Below are 18,238 nucleotides of genomic sequence, written 5' to 3'. Positions count from 1 at the left end.
GGGCGGCGGGGCTGCCATTGTAGTCAATGCGGGCGGGCGCGCCGTGCGCCCGGGCTTCACAGCTGCCGCAGCAAGCGCTCGAAGGCCTGCGCGGATGCCTCCACGTGGTGTTCCAGGCGATGGCCATCGTCCACCAGCAGCAGCTGCGCCGAGCGCGCCTGCGCCCAGGCGATGACTCCGACGGCCGGCACCACCTCGTCATGCCAGGCCTGCACCACCGTGGTAGGCACCGGCGCGGCATCCAGCGCCGGCATCGGGCCCATGGTGGTGGGCGGCACCATCAGGAACAGGCCGGCCACCGGCACCTGCAGCGAGGCAATGGCGGAGATGTAGGCGCCCAGGCTGGAGCCGGCCAGCACCACCGGCCCCTGCGCAGCGGCAGCGGCCGTGCGCTCGATCAGGCGCTGCAGGCGGGTGCGCACGTCACCAACGCGGCTGACCTCGCTCATTGCGTCCAGGTCGGTGTAGTCCGGGCGTTCATGGGTCCAGCCCAGGCGCTCGGCAACCTCGGCCAGGGCGGTGACCTTGGTCGCCTCCGGGCCGCTCTCGAAGCCGTGCGACAGGATGCAGTGACCGCGGCTCATGCGTGCGCTCCCACGGAGCGGACCGACAGCAGAAAGGAAGGCAGTTTCATTCGGCAATGCTAGCATCGCCGAATGCCCAACCCGCTCCTGCCCGGCCTGCAGCTGCAGCCGCTGCCCTACCACGACCGCCTGCCACTGCGCGATCCATCCAGCCTGGCGATGGTGGTGATCCACTGCACCGAACTGCCCGACCTGGCGACCGCACGGGAGTACGGCGAGCGCGTGCTGTACGACAGCGGCGCCGGCAACAGCGGGCATTTCTACATCGACCGCGACGGCAGCGTGGTGCAGTACGTGGCGCCGGAGCGCATCGCCCACCACGTGCGCGGCATGAATGCCGATTCGGTGGGCATCGAACTGGTCAATTCGGGGCGCTACCCGCACTGGCTCGACAGCCGCCATCAGGCGATGGACGAGCCGTATACCGAAGCGCAGCTGCTGGCGCTGGAACAGCTGCTGCAGGCACTGGTGGCTCGTTACCCGTCGCTGCGGCGGATTGCCGGACATGACCAGTTGGACCTGGAGCAGGTGCCGGCCAGTGATGACCCGGCGGTGACCGTGGCGCGCAAGCGCGATCCGGGCCCGTTGTTCCCGTGGCAGCGGATCCTGGCCAAGGTGCCGCTGCAGCCACTGGGTTGATCGGCAGGGCTGCGCCCTGCACCCGCCGAAGCGGTAGTGCCGGCCGCTGGCCGGCAACCTCAAAGCCAAAGCAACAGCAGGCATTCCGTGGGTTGGCGGGGCGGGTCCGGTTGCGGGGGACGCTGCAAGTACGTCCCTGTAAGCTCGGTCGCGCCATCCATGGCGCTCACGCCCCCGCAACCGGACCCACCCCGCCTTCGACAGATCTCTGCGATCTTTCGGATCGAGCCGGGGTCGGATCCCGTTGCTACGCAACGGGCTCTGACCCAGATTTACGGTCGATAGGGTCAGAGCCGCTTTCCGCTGGAAAACGGATCCGACCCCGCGCGGCTCAGGCGCCGGTCGCCACCGGGCGGCTGCTGTCGCTGACCCAGCCACTCCATGAATCGGCATAGATGCGTGCGCCAGACAAGCCCGCACTTTCCATCGCCAGCAGCAGATGGCAGGCGGTCACACCCGAGCCACACATCAGGACCACGCGCTGCGGGTCCTGGTTGCCGATCACGCCCTGCAGTTCGGCACGCAGTTCCTGCGCATCACGCAGGCGGCCGTCCAGCACGTTCAACGCGAACGGTCGATTGACCGCACCCGGCACGTGGCCGGCGACCGGGTCCAGCGGCTCCACCTCGCCACGGAAACGCTCGCCCGCGCGGGCGTCGACCAGCCAGCCCGGCGCATGCTTGAGGCGTGATTCGATCTCGTCCGCGCTGGCGACCTGGCTGGTATCAAAACGTCCCGGGTACGCCGGCAACGCCGCGACTTCGCTGCTGCCGGTCGCCAACGGTTGGCCCGCGGCCTGCCAGGCAGCGATGCCGCCATCAAGCACGGCCACCTTCGTGTGCCCGATCAGGCGCAGCAGCCACCACAGTCGCGCAGCGGCCATGCTGCCATCGCTGCCGTCATACACCACCACCTGCGTGTCCGTGCCGATGCCCCACTGCCCCAGCCGCGCTGCGAACGCATCGCTGTCCGGCAACGGATGGCGCCCATGGCCGACCCGCGTCAGGTCGGACAGGTCGCGGTTGAGATCGGCATGCACCGCACCGGGAATGTGTCCCTGTGCGTAGAGGCCATTGCCCGCCTGCGGATCGGCCAGCGAGGCACGCGCGTCGACCACGCGCACGGCGGTGCTTGCAGTTGCGCGGGCATCGACCACGCGTACTCCGTTGCCCAGGGCCGCAGCCAGGGTCGCGACATCAACGAGGGTGGTCCACGGCGGGTCGATCAACTTCATTGCACTTGCTCCAGGCGGCGACGCAGGTTGTAGAGGATGGCCGCAGTAGCGCCCCAGATGCGCTGGCCGGGCCAGCCGTATTCCAGGACATGGCGGACGCGGCCGCGATGGTTGATTTCGACCTGGCGCAGGTTGTCGGCAGCCATCAGGTAGTCCAGCGGCACTTCGAACACCTCGGCCACTTCGCTGGGCTGCGGGACCGCCACGAAATCAGGATCGATCACCGCCACCACCGGGGTCACCCGGTAGCCGGTGATGGTCACGAACGGATCGAGATAACCCAGTGCCTGCACCTGCGTCGGCGCCAAGGCGATTTCTTCCTGGCTTTCGCGCAGTGCTGCAGCCAGCGCATCACGATCATCCGATTCGGTACGGCCACCGGGAAAACCGACCTGGCCACCATGTTGCCGCAGGGTTTCGGTACGCCGGGTCAGGATCACCTGCGCCCCGTTGGCACGCGGCACGATGCCAGCCAACACCGCTGCCTCGACCGGTGGTCCGGGAGGCAGCAGATCATCCAGCTCACTGCGGTTCCAGCCATCGCCTGCCGGCGGCTCGGCCAGCGGATGCAGCGCACGCAGCAGGCGCTCATGTTCGGCCAGGGAACCTCGCAGCGACTGCTGCAGTTGCTGGCGCAGGGGCAGCACGCGGTGCAGGATGTGGGACCGCTCGCTGTCACTCATCGACGACCACCGTGCAATTTCGTCGAGATGCCGCCCGCAGCCGGCGCAGAGCCGGTTGTGATCCAGCTTGCACACGTTGATGCAGGGGCTTGCGACAGCACGCGCCGTTTCTTCCATTATTTGCACCGGTCAACAGTAGCGCGAATGGACCGGATTTGGGATGGGATCAACGCGACGGCTGCGCGACGCAGAAACAAAAACGCGCCGGTGGGATCACCGGCGCGTTGATGTTGACGCTGCTTCTTCTTACTTGACGCTGATCAGCTTGATCTCGAACTGCACAGCCACGTTCGGCGGGAACGGGGTGCGCGGGTCGGCGCCATAGGCCTGATCCGGCGGCAGGGACACTTCCCACTTCGAGCCAGCCGGCATCTGCAGCAGGGTCTCGCGCATGGCCTTCATTTCGACTTCGCTGACCTTGATCGACGGAATCTGCTGGGCCGGGCGAGCCTCGGCCGGGCGCTGGCCGTACGGGAACGGACCGGCCACTTCCAGCTGCACGGTGCTGGCCTGGGTCGGCTTGGCACCCTTGCCGGCTTCGATCACACGGTACTGAACGCCGCTCGGCAGGGTCTGCACGCCCGCCTTGGCCTTGTTCTGCGCCATGAACTGATCGCTCTTGGTCTTGTTTTCGGCAGCAGCCTTTTCGTACTCGGCCTTGGCGGCCTGGGCACGGCCCTGCTCGCGCTTCTGGAACGCTTCAACGGCCGGCTTCAGCTGCTCGGCGGTAATGGCCGGCTGCTTCTTGGCGTAGGCGTCCTGCAGACCCTTCACCACCGAGTTGATGTCCAGCTGCTCACCGCGACCGGTCAGCTCCGCCAGGTTGTTGCCGTAGTCGTAACCGAAGTAGTAGCTCAGCTTGCCCTTCTCGGACGCGATGTCCTGGGCGAAGGCATTGCCCGTCAGGGCCAGGGCCGCGACGGCGACCGCGATAGAACGCAACTTCATCAAACAGTTCTCCAGGGGTGGTAACTCAGGGACGTTCTGCGCCGCCCTGAGGCGACGGGTTAGGATAACGGCCACAACGTGTAACCGCTACTCACCACGCAGGCTATGACCTGTCTGCGTTTACAGAGTTCAATCTCACTATTTTTTAACGTTCCAGGAGTTTCCCGTGGTCGAGGCCCCCACTCCCCACCCGGTCGACGTCAGCGATGACGGCGCCATCCGCACCATTACCGTGCAACGCCCGGACAAGCTCAACGCCCTCAATGCCGCCACCCTGCAGGCCCTGGCCGAGGCGTTTGGCGACGCCGCCGCCGACCCGGCGGTACGGGTGGTGGTGCTGACCGGCGCCGGCCCCAAGGCGTTCGTAGCCGGCGCCGACATCGCGGAAATGAACACATTGAGCGCGGTTCAGGGACGTGATTTCTCCCTGCTCGGCCAAGCATTGATGCGCCGCATCGAACGCATGCCCAAGCCGGTGATCGCCCGCGTGAACGGATTTGCGCTGGGCGGCGGGCTGGAACTGGCCATGGCCTGCCATCTGCGCATCGCCGCCGATTCCGCCAAGGTCGGCCAGCCGGAGATCAATCTCGGCCTGATTCCTGGCTTCGGCGGCAGCCAGCGCCTGCTGCGCCTGTGTGGTCGGGCGGCCACGCTGGAGCTGTGCCTGCTGGGCACCCCCATCGACGCCGCACGCGCACTGGCCCTGGGCATCGTCAACGAGGTGGTGCCCGCCGCCGAGCTCGACGCCCGCGTGCAGGCCCTGGCCCGGCAGCTGGCACAGTCGGCGCCGCTGGCCCTGCGTGGCCTGCTCGACGCGGTGCACGTGGGCGGCGAATGCAGCCTGGACGCCGGCCTGGAATACGAAAGTGCGCAGTTCGGTCTGCTGTTCGCCACCGAAGACATGCGCGAAGGCACCAGCGCCTTCCTGCAGCGCCGTCCTCCCGCTTTCCAGAACCGCTGACGCCATGGCATCCCGACCCAACCCCGTGCTGCTGTTCGCCCGGGTCCAGGCAGACGATCCCGATGGCGCCCTGCAGGCGGGACTGATGGACTACGTCGTGCGCGCTGGCGATGATCGACTGTTGCCAGATCATCCTGACCTGCCCGACCGCCTCTGCCGGATGCAGCTGCAGCTGCAGCGTGCGTGGGCCGCGCGCGAACGTTTCCGCGCACGCGAGGTGCGTCTGGCCCGCCGCGAGGCCGAGCGTGATGCGCGGCGGACGCCCGCGCCGGCACCGGACGTCAAACCCGCCCTGCCTGCCGCAGCGGCCGCCATCCTCGCCCGGGCCAAGGCCCGCGCCGTCGGCAAGGAGCAGTAATGGCGACTGCGAAGAAGACCGCGCGCGCGCCAGCGCGCCGCGGCAATACGATGCCGCGTGCCGACGTGGTGGAAATGTTCACCCGCCTGCGCGAACTCAACCCGCATCCGAAGACCGAGCTGGAATACAGCTCTCCCTTCGAACTGCTGGTGGCGGTCGCACTGTCGGCGCAGGCCACCGACGTCGGCGTCAACAAGGCCACCCGTCGCCTGTTCCCGGTTGCCAACACGCCGGCGAAAATCCTCGCCCTGGGCGAAGAGGGACTGAAGAAGTACATCGCCACCATCGGCCTGTTCAACGCGAAGGCGAAGAACGTGATCGCCACCTGCGCGCTGCTGCTGGAGAAGCACGGCGGCGAAGTGCCACGCGATCGCGATGCACTGGAGGCCCTGCCCGGTGTCGGTCGCAAGACCGCCAACGTGGTGCTCAACACCGCCTTCGGCGAACCGGTGATGGCGGTGGACACGCATATCTTCCGTGTCGCCAACCGCACCGGGCTTGCGCCAGGAAAGAACGTGCGCGAGGTCGAAGACCGATTGGTCAAAGCGATTCCCGCCGAGTTCCTGCTGGATGCGCACCACTGGCTGATCCTGCACGGACGGTACGTGTGCAAAGCACGCAAACCGGATTGCCCGGGGTGCGTGATTGCCGATCTTTGCCGGTTCAAGGACAAGACCCTCGCGGAGTGACGATGACATCCACGCGTGGCGTGGATCTGCGGAAAAACCATCCACGCATGGCGTGGAGCTACTGCAACCGGGGCGCAATCCGGGCGTCATACGTAACCGGTTTCAATGGCGGGCCCAGCCGTGACGGGGCCTGCGGCGGATCGCGGTCGTGCGCGAACTGTCACATTTACGCAATCTTCACGTTTTAGCCTGCGCGCATCTTCCCACCTGCCTGCAAGGCTCCTCTCCATGAAACTGCATCACCAACTCCTGACGGTCGCCGTGGCTGCTGCGCTGTATGTGCCGGCCGCCCACGCCGAAGTCGCCATCGATGTGATCGGCGGTTCGGAAATCACCTTCGAAGGCCTGGTCCAGGCCGACGGCAACTGGTACGACAATGACGTCGTGGACCTCAACGGCGGTGACGCCGGCAACGGCAAGAACAGCGAATTCGAACTGCGTCGCGCCGAGCTGGTGCTGAAGGGCAAAGGCCCGGGCAACGTGGAGTGGGTGGTCGGCTATGACGCCAAGGCCGACAAGTTCCTCGACACCAACGTGAAGTACAAGCTGCTGGGCAATGCCAGCCACTTCATCCAGGTCGGCCAGTTCAAGCAGCCCAACAGCCTGGAAGAACTGTCCAGCACCAAGAACAACGACTTCATCTCCAAGGCTGCAGTCACCAACACCTACGCCGTCGCCCGTCGCCTCGGCGGTGCCTATAGCTACGGCCAGGACAACTGGTCGGTGACCGCCAGCGCCTTCGGCCGCGAGCTGACCCGCAACCTTGCCCACGGCAGCGGCTACGGCGCGCGCGGCACCTGGGCGCCGATCAACGAGAAGGGCCAGGTCCTGCACTTCGGCCTGAGCTATGTTGACTACGACACCGACGCGGACACCCTGCGCGTGCGCGCCCGTCCCAACGCCGACCTGGCCACCGTGCGCCTGGTCGACAGTGGCAACATGATCGACACCGACCGCGTCAGCACCATTGGCGCCGAAGCGATGTACTTCCAGGGCCCGTTCAAGGCCCAGGCCGAGTACTACACCAGCAAGGCCAAGCGCCTGGCCAACGACAACTACACCAGTGACGGCTACTACGTCAGCGGCGTGTGGAACGTCACCGGCGAGACCTGGAGCTACAAGGGTGGCACGCCGGGCACCGGCCTGCCGAACAACCCGGCCGGCGGCCAGTGGCAGCTGGGCGTGCGCTATGACCACATGGATCTGAACGACGGCAACCTCGCCGCCAACCCGGTGGCCGGCCGTCCGCCGATCGTCGATGGCGTGCTCGGCGGCAAGATGGACATCTGGACCGTCGGCGCCAACTGGTACTGGCGCTCGAACTTCAAGCTGATGCTCAACTACGTGATGGTCGACAGCAAGAAGTACAGCTCGAGCGCCCGTGGTTTCGTCAACGACGATCCGAACATCCTGGAAGCCCGCGCGCAGTTCTTCTGGTAAGACCGGAAGCACGCGTTCGAACGAAGGCACGGCTCCGGCCGTGCCTTCGTCGTTGTGGGCAGGTGGTGGCCGCGCGATGATGTCCTGCCCTGTCGACATGGACCTTCGGGATGCCCACTTCCCTTCGCCTGCGCCGCCTGCTGTGCGCTGCCCTGCTCGCCGCCCTGCCCGCCACCGCGCTCGCCTGTGACAATGCAGAGGCCGTACGCGAGGTCGCGTATCGGCAGTTGCCGGCTGGCGCGTTGCCAGTGACGGCACGCTTTACCGATGCCGACAGCACCGCCTGCCGTGCGTGGCCCGCGCAGCCCGGCACGACCCTGCTGGCCGTCGCGCAATGGACAGCGCCCGCCTCGGAAGACGTGCGCGGTGGCGACCTGGATCTTCTGCTGATCGACACCGCCAGTGGCCGGCCGCTGGCCTGGACCCGCGTGGCCGATGCGGTCAGCAGCGATGCGCTGCGCTTCACCGGGCTCCACCTGGACATGGCACGCTGGCAACTGGATCCGGCCACCCGCGCGTTTGGCGTGCGCATGGACTACAGCGGCAGCTCAGGCCCCAACCCGTTCGCACAGACCGAACTGCAGTTGTTCGTGCGTGATGGCCGACGGCTGCGCCGGGTGCTTGCCCCGCTGGCCGTCAGCGGCAGTCGCGGCGAATGGGATACGCGCTGCGCCGGCGAGTTCAGCCGCTTCGAGCGCACGCTGGAAATGGGCAACAGCAATCCCCCTGGCCTGGCACCGATCCTGGTGCGCGAAAAGCGCACCGATACGATCAGCGTCGCTGCGGGTGACGACTGCCATGCAACCGACACGACGGCACCTGCGCAGCGCTGGACACTGCTGCCCAGCGGCGGTCGCTATGCCGTTCCGGAGGCGTTGCGCGGGCTCTGACAGGGAGGCTGGGGCACCGCCATGACGGCTGTCACGTCTGCGTCATATGACAGACGCGGGCGTGTCATGGAACCGTTATGGAATGTGCACCGAAACGTCGGGCAGCCGCCCCTCGACCACCCCAGGAGTCTCTCCCGTGATCCACGCCTTCAAGTCGCGCGCCGCCGTCGCCATTCTGGCCGCATCGTCCGTGTTCGCCGCCAACGCCGCCGATGTCACCGGCGCGGGCGCCTCGTTCATCTATCCGGTGATGTCCAAGTGGTCGGCCGACTACAGCACCGCCACCGGCAAGAAGGTCAACTACCAGTCGATCGGTTCCGGCGGTGGTATCGCCCAGATCAAGGCCGCGACCGTGGACTTCGGTTCGTCCGATGCGCCGCTGAAGCCGGAAGAGCTGGCTGCCGCCGGCCTGGCCCAGTTCCCGTCGGTGATTGGCGGCGTGGTGCCGGTGATCAACGTCGCGGGCGTCGCCCCGGGCGCGCTGAAGCTGGATGGCCCGACCCTGGCCAACATCTTCCTGGGCAAGATCACCACTTGGAACGACCCGGCCATCGCCGCCCTGAACAGCGGCCTGACCCTGCCCAGCGGCAAGATCACGATTGTCCATCGTTCGGACGGCTCGGGCACCACCTTCAACTTCGTCAACTACCTGTCCAAGGTCAGCCCGGAGTGGAAGAGCAAGGTCGGTGAAGGCACCTCGGTCCAGTGGCCGGCCGGCATCGGCGGCAAGGGCAACGAAGGCGTTGCTGCCTACGTGAAGCAGATCAAGGGTGGCATCGGCTACGTCGAACTGTCCTACGCACTGCAGAACAAGATGTCCTACGCGGCGATGAAGAACGCAGCCGGCAAGATCGTGCAGCCGTCGGACGCCTCGTTCTCGGCCGCTGCGGCCAGCGCCGACTGGGCCAACGCCCGTGACTTCTACCTGGTGATGACCAACGCCCCGGGCGCTGATGCATGGCCGATCACCGCCACCAACTTCATCCTGGTGCGCAAGCAGCCGAAGAACGTGGCGGGCGCCAAGGCCACCCAGGAGTTCTTCCGCTGGGTTTACAAGAATGGCGATGCGCAGGCCAAGCAGCTGGACTACGTGCCGCTGCCGGACGCGCTGGTGCGCCAGATCGAGACCTACTGGACGCAGAACCTGAAGTACTGAGTTTCGTTGCAAGGCGTTCCCCCGCAGGAACGGGGTCGGCGGGTCCTCTCTCCCCCGCCGGCCCCACCGGGCGCTGGATCCTTCGGGGTCCGGCGCTCTTCTTTTTTGTGCGGTTGGTCGTGAAAGGCGCTGCGCCTGCGTTGATGTGTTGTTGCGTCGATGGGCCGGGCTGCGCAGGACACGCCGCAAGTACGTCCTTGTAGGCTCGGCCCACCGCCGTCCGACAGTCCATCGGGGGCGCGGTGGGGTCATGGAAGGCAGGAGCAGGAGCAAGGGCAACGGCAATGCGCCGCCGCACCGGGAACCGCGCAGAAGCGCAGTTGGCGCCGGCAGCCGGCCCGGCGGCCAACTGCGAATTCCCCGAAACCCTTGCCAGAACGTGATCCAGGACACCTCTGTCATGGACGTCATACGGCTGTAACAAAAACATCATTTCATAGCCGCATCCGCCGACACCGTCGGCTCTACCCCGCTATGGAGTGACCATGAAACTGCACTCGGCCAGCCTTGCCGCCCTTTCCCTGGCCATCGCCCTGGGCCTGTCTGCCTGCGGTGGCGACAAGCAGGCCGCACAGCAGCCGGCCGCTGACGGCGCCGCTGCTCCGGCCGCTGCCGGCGACAAGGTGACCGCGGAGGTCTCCGGAGCCGGCGCCTCCTTCATCTTCCCGCTGGTGTCCAAGTGGTCGGCCGACTACAACACCGCCACCGGCGCCAAGATCAACTACCAGTCGATCGGTTCCGGCGGTGGCATCGCCCAGATCAAGGCCGGCACCGTTGATTTCGGCTCCTCCGACAAGCCGCTGAGCAGCGACGAACTGGCCCAGGCTGGCCTGGCCCAGTTCCCGTCGGCCATCGGCGGCGTGGTGCCGGTGGTCAACATCGACGGCCTGGAAGCCGGCAAGCTGCGCCTCAGTGGCGCCCTGCTCGCCGACATCTTCCTGGGCAAGGTCAAGACCTGGAACGACCCGGCCATCGTCGCCGCCAACCCGGGCGTGACCCTGCCGGACGGCAAGATCACCATCGTCCACCGTTCGGATGGTTCGGGCACCACCTTCAACTTCTCCAACTACCTGTCCAAGGTCAGCCCGGAGTGGAAGAGCAAGGTTGGCGAAGGCACCTCGGTGCAGTGGCCGGACGGCGTGGGTGGCAAGGGCAATGAAGGCGTTGCTTCCTACGTGAAGCAGATCAAGGGCTCGATCGGCTACGTCGAACTGGCCTATGCCCTGCAGAACGCGATGCCATACACCTCGCTGCAGAACGCGGCCGGCACCTGGGTGCAGCCGAACGCTGAAACCTTCGCCGCCGCTGCCGCCAGCGCCGACTGGGCCAGCGCCAAGGACTTCAACCTGGTCATCACCAACGCCCCGGGCGAGCAGGCGTGGCCGATCACCGCCACCAACTTCATGCTGATGCAGAAGAAGCCGAAGGATGCCAAGCGCAACCAGGATGCGCTGGCCTTCTTCAAGTGGGCCTTCGAAAGCGGCCAGACCCAGGCCAACGAACTGCACTACGTGCCGTTGCCGGCCGAGCTGGTCAAGCAGATCGAAGCCTACTGGGCGACCGAACTGAAGTGATGGACCCGACGGTGCCCGCCACGTGCGGGCACCGCCTCCTGAACATCGTGCTGCCCCGCCCCCTCCTGGCCCTGCCGTCCCCATGAATGCCATCGCCCAGCCTGTAGCCGCCCCGTCCACGCGTGACACGCGTGATGCCCGCAACGACAAACTGTTCCGATGGGTGCTGGTCGGCACCGTCATCTTCGTCCTGATCGCACTGGCCTGCGCCGCACTGTCGATGCTGTGGGGTGGTCGCCACGCCCTGCAGGTGCAGGGCCTGAGCTTCTTCTTCTCTTCCGACTGGAATCCGGTCGAAAACAAGTTCGGCGCCCTCGCCCCGATCTACGGCACCCTGGTCACCGCGCTGATCGCGATGGTCATCGCCGTGCCGGTCAGCTTCGGCATCGCCTTCTTCCTCACCGAAGTGGCACCGCGCTGGCTGCGTGGTCCGGTCGGTACCGCCATCGAACTGCTGGCGGGCATTCCCTCGATCATCTACGGCATGTGGGGCCTGTTCGTGCTGGTGCCGGTGATGACCGAGTACGTCACCCCGTTCCTCAACGAAACCCTGGGCGAATGGCCGATCATCGGCCCGGTGTTCCAGGGCCCGCCGCTGGGCATCGGCATGCTCACCGCCGGTTTCGTGCTGGCGATCATGGTCATCCCATTCATCTCCTCGGTGATGCGCGAAGTGTTCCTGACCGTGCCGACCCGCCTGAAGGAATCGGCCTACGCGCTGGGTTCCACCAAGTGGGAAGTGAGCTGGGACATCGTCCTGCCCTATACCCGCTCGGCGGTGATCGGTGGCGTGTTCCTCGGCCTGGGCCGCGCACTGGGCGAGACGATGGCCGTCGCCTTCGTGATCGGCAACAGCGTGCGCCTGTCGCCGTCGCTGCTGGAACCGGGCACCACCATCGCCGCGCTGATCGCCAACGACTTCGGCGAGGCCACTGAAACCTACCGCTCGGCGCTGCTGCTGCTCGGCTTCGTCCTCTTCATCGTCACCTTCGTGGTGCTCGCCATCGCCCGCCTGATGCTGATGCGCCTGTCCCGAAAGGAGGGCAACTGATGTCCAGCACCGCTGACTCCCTGTACCTGCGCCGCCGCATCGGCAATGTCATCGCCATCACGATGTCCTGCGCCACTGCGCTGTTCGGCCTGTTCTTCCTCGGCTGGATCCTGTTCACCCTGGCCTCCAAGGGCCTGGCCGGCATCAACCTGGATCTGTTCACCAAGATGACACCGCCGCCAATGCAGGAAGGCGGTCTTGCCAACGCCTTCTTCGGCAGTGCGGTGATGTGTGCACTGGCGATCGGCATCGGCACCCCGCTGGGCGTGCTGGCCGGCACCTGGCTGGCCGAGTACGGCAACGCCCGCAAGGCCGGCACCGTGGTCCGCTTCGTCAACGACATCCTGCTGTCGGCCCCGTCCATCGTGCTGGGCCTGTTCGTCTACACCCTGTACGTGATGCAGACCGGCGGCAGCTTCTCCGCGTTCGCCGGTGCACTGTCGCTGGCATTCATCGTGCTGCCGGTGGTGGTGCGCACCACCGACGAGATGCTGCGCCTGGTGCCTTCGCAGATGCGCGAAGCCGCCCTGTCGCTGGGCATCCCGCAGTGGAAGGTGATCGTGCAGGTGCTGTACCGCAGTGCCTCGGCCGGCATCATTACCGGCATCCTGCTGGCGCTGGCACGCATTTCCGGCGAGACCGCACCGCTGCTGTTCACCGCTTTCGGCAACCAGTACTGGAACAGCAACGTGTTCCAGCCGATGGCCTCGGTGCCCGTGGTGATGAACCAGTTCGCCGGCAGCCCGTATGAATCCTGGCAGGTGCTGGCCTGGGCAGGTGCCCTGGTGCTGACTGTCTTCGTGTTGCTTGTCAGCCTTGCCGCTCGCGGCTTCCTGCTGCGCAACCGTATCTCCCATGACTGACCTTTCCGTGGATACCGCCATGAACGACCTTTCCAACGCCGTGCCGATGCAGCGCATCGTGGTGCCGGCCTCGCACGAGAACCTGCACGCTCCGGCACCGGTCAAGCTCGCCGCGCGTGGACTGGACTTCTACTACGACAAGTTCCACGCCCTGAAGGGCATCAACCTGGAGATCCCGGAAAAGCGCGTGACCGCGCTGATCGGTCCCTCCGGTTGCGGCAAGTCGACCCTGCTGCGCATCTTCAACCGCATCTACGCGCTGTACCCGAAGCTGGAAGCGCGCGGTGAGGTGATCCTCGACGGCGAGAACATCCTGTCGCCGAAGTACCCGATGAACCGCCTGCGCAGCAAGGTCGGCATGGTGTTCCAGAAGCCGGTGCCGTTCCCGATGACCATCTTCGAGAACGTGGCCTACGGCATCCGCCACCACGAGAAGCTGTCCAAGGCGGACATGGCCGACCGTGTCGAACACGCGCTGCGCCAGGGCGCACTGTGGGACGAAGTGAAAGACAAGCTCAACCAGAGCGCGCTGGGCCTGTCCGGTGGCCAGCAGCAGCGCCTGTGCATCGCCCGTGCCGTGGCCCTGCGCCCGTCGGTGCTGCTGCTGGACGAGCCGACCTCGGCGCTGGACCCGATCTCCACCAGCCGCATCGAGCAGCTGGTGGAAGAGCTGAAGCACGAATACACCATCGTGATCGTCACCCACAACATGCAGCAGGCCGCACGCGTGTCCGATTACACCGCCTTCATGTACCTGGGCGACCTGATCGAGCACGACCGCACCGAAGTGATCTTCTCGCAGCCGTCCAAGCAGCAGACCGAGGATTACATCACCGGTCGCTTTGGCTGATCGGCGCTGACGCTTCGCCACATGTCCCAGCCAGGCGCGGCCTGGCTCTACCTGGATTGCAGACCATGAACCTTCCCAACGACCACATCGTCAAAAGCTACGACGAAGAGCAGCAGCGCCTGGTGGCCGAAATCGTGCGCATGGGCGAGATGGCCGTCGCCCAGCTGGAGGCGTCGATGGACGTCATCGAGAAACGCGATGAGAACGCCGCCCATCGCATCATCGCCAACGATGAAGCGATCGATTCGCTGGAACAGCAGATCAGCCACGACGTGATGCGCCTGGCGCTGCGCGGCCCGATGGCGCGCGACCTGCGCGAGATTCTCGCCGGCCTGCGCATTCCGGCCGATATCGAACGCATCGGCGACTATGCAGCCAACGTCGCCAAGCGCTCCATCGCGCTGGGCAAGGTGCCGCCGCTGCCGCAGATCCAGGGCCTGCGCGCCCTCGGCCGTCTGGCTGCGCAGCAGGTCCGCCGCGCCATCGCAGCTTACCGCGACAACGATGCCGATGCCGCGCTGGAACTGCGCGAGGACGACGCCCGCCTGGATGCGCAGTACACCGCGCTGTTCCGCGAGCTGCTGACCTACATGATGGAAGACCCGCGCAACATCACCCCGTGCACCCATCTGCTGTTCATGGCCAAGAATCTGGAGCGCGTGGGTGACCACGCCACCAACATCGCCGAGAACGTGTGGTTCCTGGTGCATGGCGAACAGCCGCTGCCACCGCGCCAGAAGCGCGACGAGACCTCCAGCGCGGGCGATATCTGATACTGCACTGCAACACCGGATTCGACTCCAAGGTGGCCGCTGTCCTCGCGACAGCGGCCTTTTTTGTTGATATCGCAATACTTCTCACGAAAATTTGAACTCCCGGCGAGGATTCGTTGAGTAGGATCGCTGCACCATCGCTTCACCACGGGCACCCGCCCACCACCCAGGAGCACGACCGATGAGCACCTCCAACAAGACCCTGTCCCTGCTGACCGCCACCGCCCTGGTCGCAGGTCTCGGCATGACCGCCTCCGCCTCGGCCCTGAGCATGAGCGATCTCGCCCAGGGCTATCTGGTTGCCGGCCAAGCGGCCAAGGCCACCGACGCGAAGGCGGCCGATGCGAAATCCGCCGACGCGGCCAAGCATGCAGAAGGCAAGTGTGGCGCCGACGGCAAGAGCGCTGAGGGCAAGTGTGGCGGCGACAAGGGCAAGGCCGCGGCCGGTGCCGACGCCAAGGCCAAGACCGGCGGCGACAAGAAGTCGGCCGAAGGCAAGTGCGGCGAAGGCAAGTGCGGTGGCAAGCACTGACGTCCGCGCCGGCGTCGTCCACCCGCGGTCGCCGCTCCCCGCGGCGGCCGTGGGCCTGGGCCTGCGCCGCGCCCTGCTGCAGGACCTGCGCGACGCACCGGCCGGTGATTTCGATTTCCTCGAGTGCGCGCCGGAGAACTGGATCGGTGTCGGCGGCCCCGCCGGTGACGCGCTGGCCGAACTGGCGGCGCGCCATCCGCTGAGCTGCCATGGCCTGTCGTTGTCACTGGGCGGCAGCGCAGCACTGGATACCCAGCTGCTGGCGCAGGTGGGTACCTTTCTTGAACGCCATCGGGTGCCGCTGTACAGCGAACACCTGAGCTACTGCAGCGACGAGGGCCACCTGTACGACCTGCTGCCGATTCCATTCACCGATGAGGCGGTACGCCACACCGCTGCACGCATCGCCCGCGTGCAGGACATCCTCGGCCGCCGCATCGCCGTGGAAAACGTGTCGTACTACCTTGCGCCGGAGCCGATGATGGACGAACTGGCCTTCACCAATGCGGTGCTGGCCGAGGCCGACTGCGATCTGCTGCTGGACGTCAACAACGTGTACGTCAATGCCCGCAACCACGGCTACGACGCCGATGCCTTCATCGCCGGCCTGCCCGCGCAGCGCATCGTCTGCCTGCACGTGGCCGGGCACCTGGACGACGCTCCGGACCTGAAGATCGACACGCACGGCAGCCCGGTGATCGACCCGGTGTGGGACCTGCTGGCGCGCACCTACGACCGCATCGGCCCACGCCCTACCCTGCTCGAACGCGACTTCAACTTCCCGCCTTACGCCGAGCTGCGGGGCGAGCTGCAGACCATCCATCGCCTGCAGGCCGCGCATGCTGGAGCCGCCCATGGCTGACGCCCCCGAACGACTACGCGCGCAGCAGCACGCGTTCACCGCACACCTGCGCGACCCGGCGCAGGTTCCGGCGCCGCCCGGCATGGACCCGCGCCGGGTGGCGGTGTACGAACGCCTGCTGTTCAACAATCTGCTGGGATTGTTGAGCAACGGCTTCCCGGTCTGCGTGCGCCTGCTGGGCGAACCGGCCTGGAGTGCGCTGGTGCGCCACTATTTCGCCAGCCACCATTGCCAGGCGCCGTTGTTCACCGAGCTGGCCGCCGAGTTCGTGCAGTGGCTGCAGGTGCAACCGGAACTGCCGCACCCGGCGCTGGCTGAGCTGGCCCACTACGAGTGGGTGGAGACCGCGCTGTACCAACTGCAGGCTGATCCGCTGCCGGAACCGGGCGACCTCGATCCGTTGCAGGTGCCGTTGCGGCGCTCGCCACTGGCCTGGCCGCTGCTGTATCGCTGGCCGGTGCATCAACTGGGTAGCGACGATGCGCCGTCGCAGCCACCGGCAGAACCCACCGGCCTGCTGGTACGGCGCGATGCCGATGGCGCGGTGCGCTTTGCCACCCTGACCAGCCTGGCGGTGCATCTGCTGACCCTGATCGGCGAAGCGGCCGGGGCCACCGGCCAACAACAGCTGCAGCAACTGGCCGTCCTGCACCACCTCGATCCCGAGACCCTGGCCGCCCCGGGCGCGCAACTGCTGCAGCAGTTCCTGCGTGCTGGCGTGATCGGTCCGCTCCCCGCTTCACCCTGACGCCCCTTCCAGGAGATTCACGCATGAAGACCCCGATCCTGGCCGCAGCCCGCGGCCAGCTGGACCGTTTCGCCCCGTGGTTGGCCCCGCTTGGCCTGCGCATACTGCTGGCCTGGGAATTTTTTGAATCCGGGCGCGAGAAACTGCACGGCGAGAACTGGTTCGCCGACCTGCAGGGCGCGTTCCCCTTCCCCTTCGACCAGTTGCCCACCGCGCTGAACTGGCAGTTGGCCACTTGGTTCGAGCTGCTGGGCGCAGCCTGCCTGCTGCTCGGCTTCGGTACCCGTTTCGCTGCCGCCAGCCTGCTGGTGCTGACGGTCGTGGCCACGTACGCGGTGCACTGGCCAGCCGAATGGACCTCGCTGGGCGATCTGGCGATGGGCTATGCGATCAGCGACCAGGGCTTTGGCAACTTCAAACTGCCGCTGCTGTTCATGGCGATGCTGCTGCCGCTGCTGTTCACCGGCGCCGGGCGCCTGAGCGTGGATGCAGTGCTGGCGCGGTGGTATCCATCGGGCCCCACGGCGCGCCCCGCGGTCCGGTAGACGCCGACCTTGGTCGGAGCGCAGTGTGCCACCCCAGGTTGGCACCTACCCGGATCCCGGGCGCTCAGGGTCGCTCTGCTAGAATCCGTACATGACTGACCCCACTTCCGCACCTGCCGCCGCCCCTGTTTCCGACGTACCCCAGGCGCAGCGCGCGATGTCACAACGCTTCCGCGGCTTCCTGCCGGTGGTGGTGGATGTTGAAACCGGCGGCTTCGACAGCCAGCGCAATGCACTGCTCGAAATCGCCGCCGTGCCGATCGAGATGGACGAGAACGGCCTGCTCTATCCCGGCCAGACCGCCAGCGCCCACGTGGTACCGGCCGAAGGGCTGGAGATCGACCCGAAGTCGCTGGAAGTGACCGGCATCATCCTCGACCATCCGTTCCGGCTGGCCAAGGAAGAGAAGGCGGCGCTGGATCACGTCTTCACTCCGGTGCGTGCGGCGATGAAGAAGTACGGCTGTCAGCGCGCGATCCTGGTCGGCCACAACGCCCATTTCGACCTGGGCTTTGTCAACGCGGCCGTCGCCCGTACCGGGCACAAGCGCAATCCGTTCCATCCGTTCAGCGTGTTCGATACGGTCACCCTGGCGGGTATCGCCTATGGCCAGACCGTGCTGGCGCGCGCGGCCACGGCGGCCGGGCTGGGCTGGGATGCCAACGAGGCGCACAGCGCGGTGTACGACACCGAGCAGACGGCGCGGTTGTTCTGCACGATCGCCAACGCCTGGCCGCGGTAAGGCGGCCAACGGCGGAGCCCCTCGTGGCGGGCTGACAGCGATTCATCGGTTGGGCCGGGCAAGGTGGGTTCGCGGCGGACGCCGTGAATCCGTCCCTGGAGGCTTAGCCGCGCCAT

Annotated in this window: 21 protein-coding genes; 17 read left to right on the top strand and 4 right to left on the bottom strand. The window is 66.6% G+C overall.

What is annotated here, in order from left to right; translation table 11 throughout:
• Positions 1 to 56 precede the first annotated feature (56 nt).
• Complete coding sequence (locus ACEF39_RS07105) at positions 57 to 584, bottom strand: alpha/beta hydrolase (RefSeq protein WP_500287445.1); 528 nt, start codon at positions 582 to 584, stop codon at positions 57 to 59.
• A gap of 72 nt (positions 585 to 656) precedes the next feature.
• Here ACEF39_RS07105 and ACEF39_RS07100 point away from each other — a divergent pair, with 72 nt between their 5' ends.
• Positions 657 to 1,223 (top strand): N-acetylmuramoyl-L-alanine amidase, encoded by a 567-nt coding sequence (locus ACEF39_RS07100; protein ID WP_500287444.1) that lies wholly within the window; start codon positions 657 to 659, stop codon positions 1,221 to 1,223.
• Between the two features lie 331 nt (positions 1,224 to 1,554).
• Here ACEF39_RS07100 and ACEF39_RS07095 read toward each other — a convergent pair whose 3' ends face one another.
• From ACEF39_RS07095 to ACEF39_RS07085, 3 genes are all read right to left on the bottom strand, one after another.
• Complete coding sequence (locus ACEF39_RS07095; RefSeq protein ID WP_500287443.1) at positions 1,555 to 2,457, bottom strand: sulfurtransferase; 903 nt, start codon at positions 2,455 to 2,457, stop codon at positions 1,555 to 1,557.
• Entirely contained in the window at positions 2,454 to 3,257 is an 804-nt protein-coding gene (locus ACEF39_RS07090; RefSeq protein WP_500287442.1) for a CoA pyrophosphatase, read from the bottom strand. The genes ACEF39_RS07095 and ACEF39_RS07090 overlap by 4 nt, the downstream gene beginning before the upstream one ends.
• A gap of 129 nt (positions 3,258 to 3,386) precedes the next feature.
• A complete protein-coding gene (locus tag ACEF39_RS07085) occupies positions 3,387 to 4,088 on the bottom strand; it encodes an FKBP-type peptidyl-prolyl cis-trans isomerase (protein ID WP_500287441.1) in 702 nt (233 codons plus the stop codon).
• Between the two features lie 166 nt (positions 4,089 to 4,254).
• Between ACEF39_RS07085 and ACEF39_RS07080 the strand changes: the two genes are divergently transcribed.
• The 16 genes from ACEF39_RS07080 (at position 4,255) to rnt (ending at position 18,122) form a co-directional block, all read left to right on the top strand.
• Positions 4,255 to 5,049 (top strand): enoyl-CoA hydratase/isomerase family protein, encoded by a 795-nt coding sequence (locus ACEF39_RS07080; protein ID WP_500287440.1) that lies wholly within the window; start codon positions 4,255 to 4,257, stop codon positions 5,047 to 5,049.
• A 4-nt stretch (positions 5,050 to 5,053) separates the two neighbouring features.
• On the top strand, positions 5,054 to 5,407 hold the full coding sequence (locus tag ACEF39_RS07075; RefSeq protein ID WP_500287439.1) for a hypothetical protein: 354 nt from the start codon (positions 5,054 to 5,056) through the stop codon (positions 5,405 to 5,407).
• A complete protein-coding gene (gene nth, locus ACEF39_RS07070; RefSeq protein WP_500287438.1) occupies positions 5,407 to 6,096 on the top strand; it encodes an endonuclease III in 690 nt (229 codons plus the stop codon). Before ACEF39_RS07075 ends, nth begins: the two co-directional genes overlap by 1 nt.
• A gap of 228 nt (positions 6,097 to 6,324) precedes the next feature.
• Positions 6,325 to 7,536, top strand: coding sequence for an OprO/OprP family phosphate-selective porin (locus ACEF39_RS07065; RefSeq protein WP_500287437.1), 1,212 nt, complete (start codon positions 6,325 to 6,327; stop codon positions 7,534 to 7,536).
• 110 nt (positions 7,537 to 7,646) lie between these two features.
• The gene (locus ACEF39_RS07060) at positions 7,647 to 8,426 is read left to right on the top strand and encodes a PA3715 family protein (protein ID WP_500287436.1); all 780 of its coding nucleotides are present in this window, start codon (positions 7,647 to 7,649) and stop codon (positions 8,424 to 8,426) included.
• A gap of 136 nt (positions 8,427 to 8,562) precedes the next feature.
• The gene (gene pstS / locus ACEF39_RS07055) at positions 8,563 to 9,582 is read left to right on the top strand and encodes a phosphate ABC transporter substrate-binding protein PstS (protein ID WP_025875374.1); all 1,020 of its coding nucleotides are present in this window, start codon (positions 8,563 to 8,565) and stop codon (positions 9,580 to 9,582) included.
• A gap of 485 nt (positions 9,583 to 10,067) precedes the next feature.
• Positions 10,068 to 11,156, top strand: coding sequence for a phosphate ABC transporter substrate-binding protein PstS (gene pstS / locus ACEF39_RS07050; protein WP_025875376.1), 1,089 nt, complete (start codon positions 10,068 to 10,070; stop codon positions 11,154 to 11,156).
• A gap of 82 nt (positions 11,157 to 11,238) precedes the next feature.
• Entirely contained in the window at positions 11,239 to 12,207 is a 969-nt protein-coding gene (gene pstC / locus ACEF39_RS07045; protein ID WP_033830733.1) for a phosphate ABC transporter permease subunit PstC, read from the top strand.
• Entirely contained in the window at positions 12,207 to 13,070 is an 864-nt protein-coding gene (gene pstA, locus ACEF39_RS07040) for a phosphate ABC transporter permease PstA (RefSeq protein ID WP_500287435.1), read from the top strand. Before pstC ends, pstA begins: the two co-directional genes overlap by 1 nt.
• Positions 13,071 to 13,089: 19 nt before the next feature.
• Complete coding sequence (gene pstB, locus ACEF39_RS07035; RefSeq protein ID WP_025875381.1) at positions 13,090 to 13,920, top strand: phosphate ABC transporter ATP-binding protein PstB; 831 nt, start codon at positions 13,090 to 13,092, stop codon at positions 13,918 to 13,920.
• Positions 13,921 to 13,985: 65 nt separating this feature from the next.
• Entirely contained in the window at positions 13,986 to 14,693 is a 708-nt protein-coding gene (phoU, locus tag ACEF39_RS07030; RefSeq protein WP_025875384.1) for a phosphate signaling complex protein PhoU, read from the top strand.
• A 181-nt stretch (positions 14,694 to 14,874) separates the two neighbouring features.
• On the top strand, positions 14,875 to 15,225 hold the full coding sequence (locus tag ACEF39_RS07025) for a hypothetical protein (protein WP_500287434.1): 351 nt from the start codon (positions 14,875 to 14,877) through the stop codon (positions 15,223 to 15,225).
• Positions 15,212 to 16,087, top strand: coding sequence for an HvfB family MNIO-type RiPP peptide maturase (locus ACEF39_RS07020; RefSeq protein WP_500287433.1), 876 nt, complete (start codon positions 15,212 to 15,214; stop codon positions 16,085 to 16,087). The genes ACEF39_RS07025 and ACEF39_RS07020 overlap by 14 nt, the downstream gene beginning before the upstream one ends.
• Positions 16,080 to 16,835 carry an HvfC family RiPP maturation protein gene (locus tag ACEF39_RS07015; protein WP_500287432.1) on the top strand — a complete coding sequence of 252 codons (756 nt, stop codon included), beginning with the start codon at positions 16,080 to 16,082 and terminating at the stop codon, positions 16,833 to 16,835. Before ACEF39_RS07020 ends, ACEF39_RS07015 begins: the two co-directional genes overlap by 8 nt.
• A 23-nt stretch (positions 16,836 to 16,858) precedes the next feature.
• A complete protein-coding gene (locus ACEF39_RS07010) occupies positions 16,859 to 17,380 on the top strand; it encodes an HvfX family Cu-binding RiPP maturation protein (RefSeq protein ID WP_500287431.1) in 522 nt (173 codons plus the stop codon).
• Positions 17,381 to 17,537: 157 nt separating this feature from the next.
• Positions 17,538 to 18,122 (top strand): ribonuclease T, encoded by a 585-nt coding sequence (gene rnt, locus ACEF39_RS07005; RefSeq protein WP_032951815.1) that lies wholly within the window; start codon positions 17,538 to 17,540, stop codon positions 18,120 to 18,122.
• Positions 18,123 to 18,238 lie beyond the last annotated feature (116 nt).

The organism is Stenotrophomonas indicatrix (genome assembly GCA_041545745.1).
GTDB classification, from domain to species: Bacteria; Pseudomonadota; Gammaproteobacteria; order Xanthomonadales; family Xanthomonadaceae; genus Stenotrophomonas; species Stenotrophomonas indicatrix_A.
The sequence above is the reverse complement of the archived record's forward strand: the minus strand, read 5'-3'. Positions and strand labels throughout refer to the sequence as shown.

Excerpts from the sequence above, each read along its gene's own strand:
- ACEF39_RS07105 (WP_500287445.1), bottom strand. The coding sequence starts at position 584 with ATGAGCCGCGGTCACTGCATCCTGTCGCACGGCTTCGAGAGCGGCCCG.
- ACEF39_RS07100 (WP_500287444.1), top strand. The coding sequence starts at position 657 with ATGCCCAACCCGCTCCTGCCCGGCCTGCAGCTGCAGCCGCTGCCCTAC.
- ACEF39_RS07095 (WP_500287443.1), bottom strand. The coding sequence starts at position 2,457 with ATGAAGTTGATCGACCCGCCGTGGACCACCCTCGTTGATGTCGCGACC.
- ACEF39_RS07090 (WP_500287442.1), bottom strand. The coding sequence starts at position 3,257 with ATGGAAGAAACGGCGCGTGCTGTCGCAAGCCCCTGCATCAACGTGTGC.
- ACEF39_RS07085 (WP_500287441.1), bottom strand. The coding sequence starts at position 4,088 with ATGAAGTTGCGTTCTATCGCGGTCGCCGTCGCGGCCCTGGCCCTGACG.
- ACEF39_RS07075 (WP_500287439.1), top strand. The coding sequence starts at position 5,054 with ATGGCATCCCGACCCAACCCCGTGCTGCTGTTCGCCCGGGTCCAGGCA.
- nth (WP_500287438.1), top strand. The coding sequence starts at position 5,407 with ATGGCGACTGCGAAGAAGACCGCGCGCGCGCCAGCGCGCCGCGGCAAT.
- ACEF39_RS07065 (WP_500287437.1), top strand. The coding sequence starts at position 6,325 with ATGAAACTGCATCACCAACTCCTGACGGTCGCCGTGGCTGCTGCGCTG.
- ACEF39_RS07060 (WP_500287436.1), top strand. The coding sequence starts at position 7,647 with ATGCCCACTTCCCTTCGCCTGCGCCGCCTGCTGTGCGCTGCCCTGCTC.
- pstS (WP_025875376.1), top strand. The coding sequence starts at position 10,068 with ATGAAACTGCACTCGGCCAGCCTTGCCGCCCTTTCCCTGGCCATCGCC.
- pstC (WP_033830733.1), top strand. The coding sequence starts at position 11,239 with ATGAATGCCATCGCCCAGCCTGTAGCCGCCCCGTCCACGCGTGACACG.
- pstA (WP_500287435.1), top strand. The coding sequence starts at position 12,207 with ATGTCCAGCACCGCTGACTCCCTGTACCTGCGCCGCCGCATCGGCAAT.
- pstB (WP_025875381.1), top strand. The coding sequence starts at position 13,090 with ATGAACGACCTTTCCAACGCCGTGCCGATGCAGCGCATCGTGGTGCCG.
- phoU (WP_025875384.1), top strand. The coding sequence starts at position 13,986 with ATGAACCTTCCCAACGACCACATCGTCAAAAGCTACGACGAAGAGCAG.
- ACEF39_RS07025 (WP_500287434.1), top strand. The coding sequence starts at position 14,875 with ATGAGCACCTCCAACAAGACCCTGTCCCTGCTGACCGCCACCGCCCTG.
- ACEF39_RS07015 (WP_500287432.1), top strand. The coding sequence starts at position 16,080 with ATGGCTGACGCCCCCGAACGACTACGCGCGCAGCAGCACGCGTTCACC.
- ACEF39_RS07010 (WP_500287431.1), top strand. The coding sequence starts at position 16,859 with ATGAAGACCCCGATCCTGGCCGCAGCCCGCGGCCAGCTGGACCGTTTC.
- rnt (WP_032951815.1), top strand. The coding sequence starts at position 17,538 with ATGTCACAACGCTTCCGCGGCTTCCTGCCGGTGGTGGTGGATGTTGAA.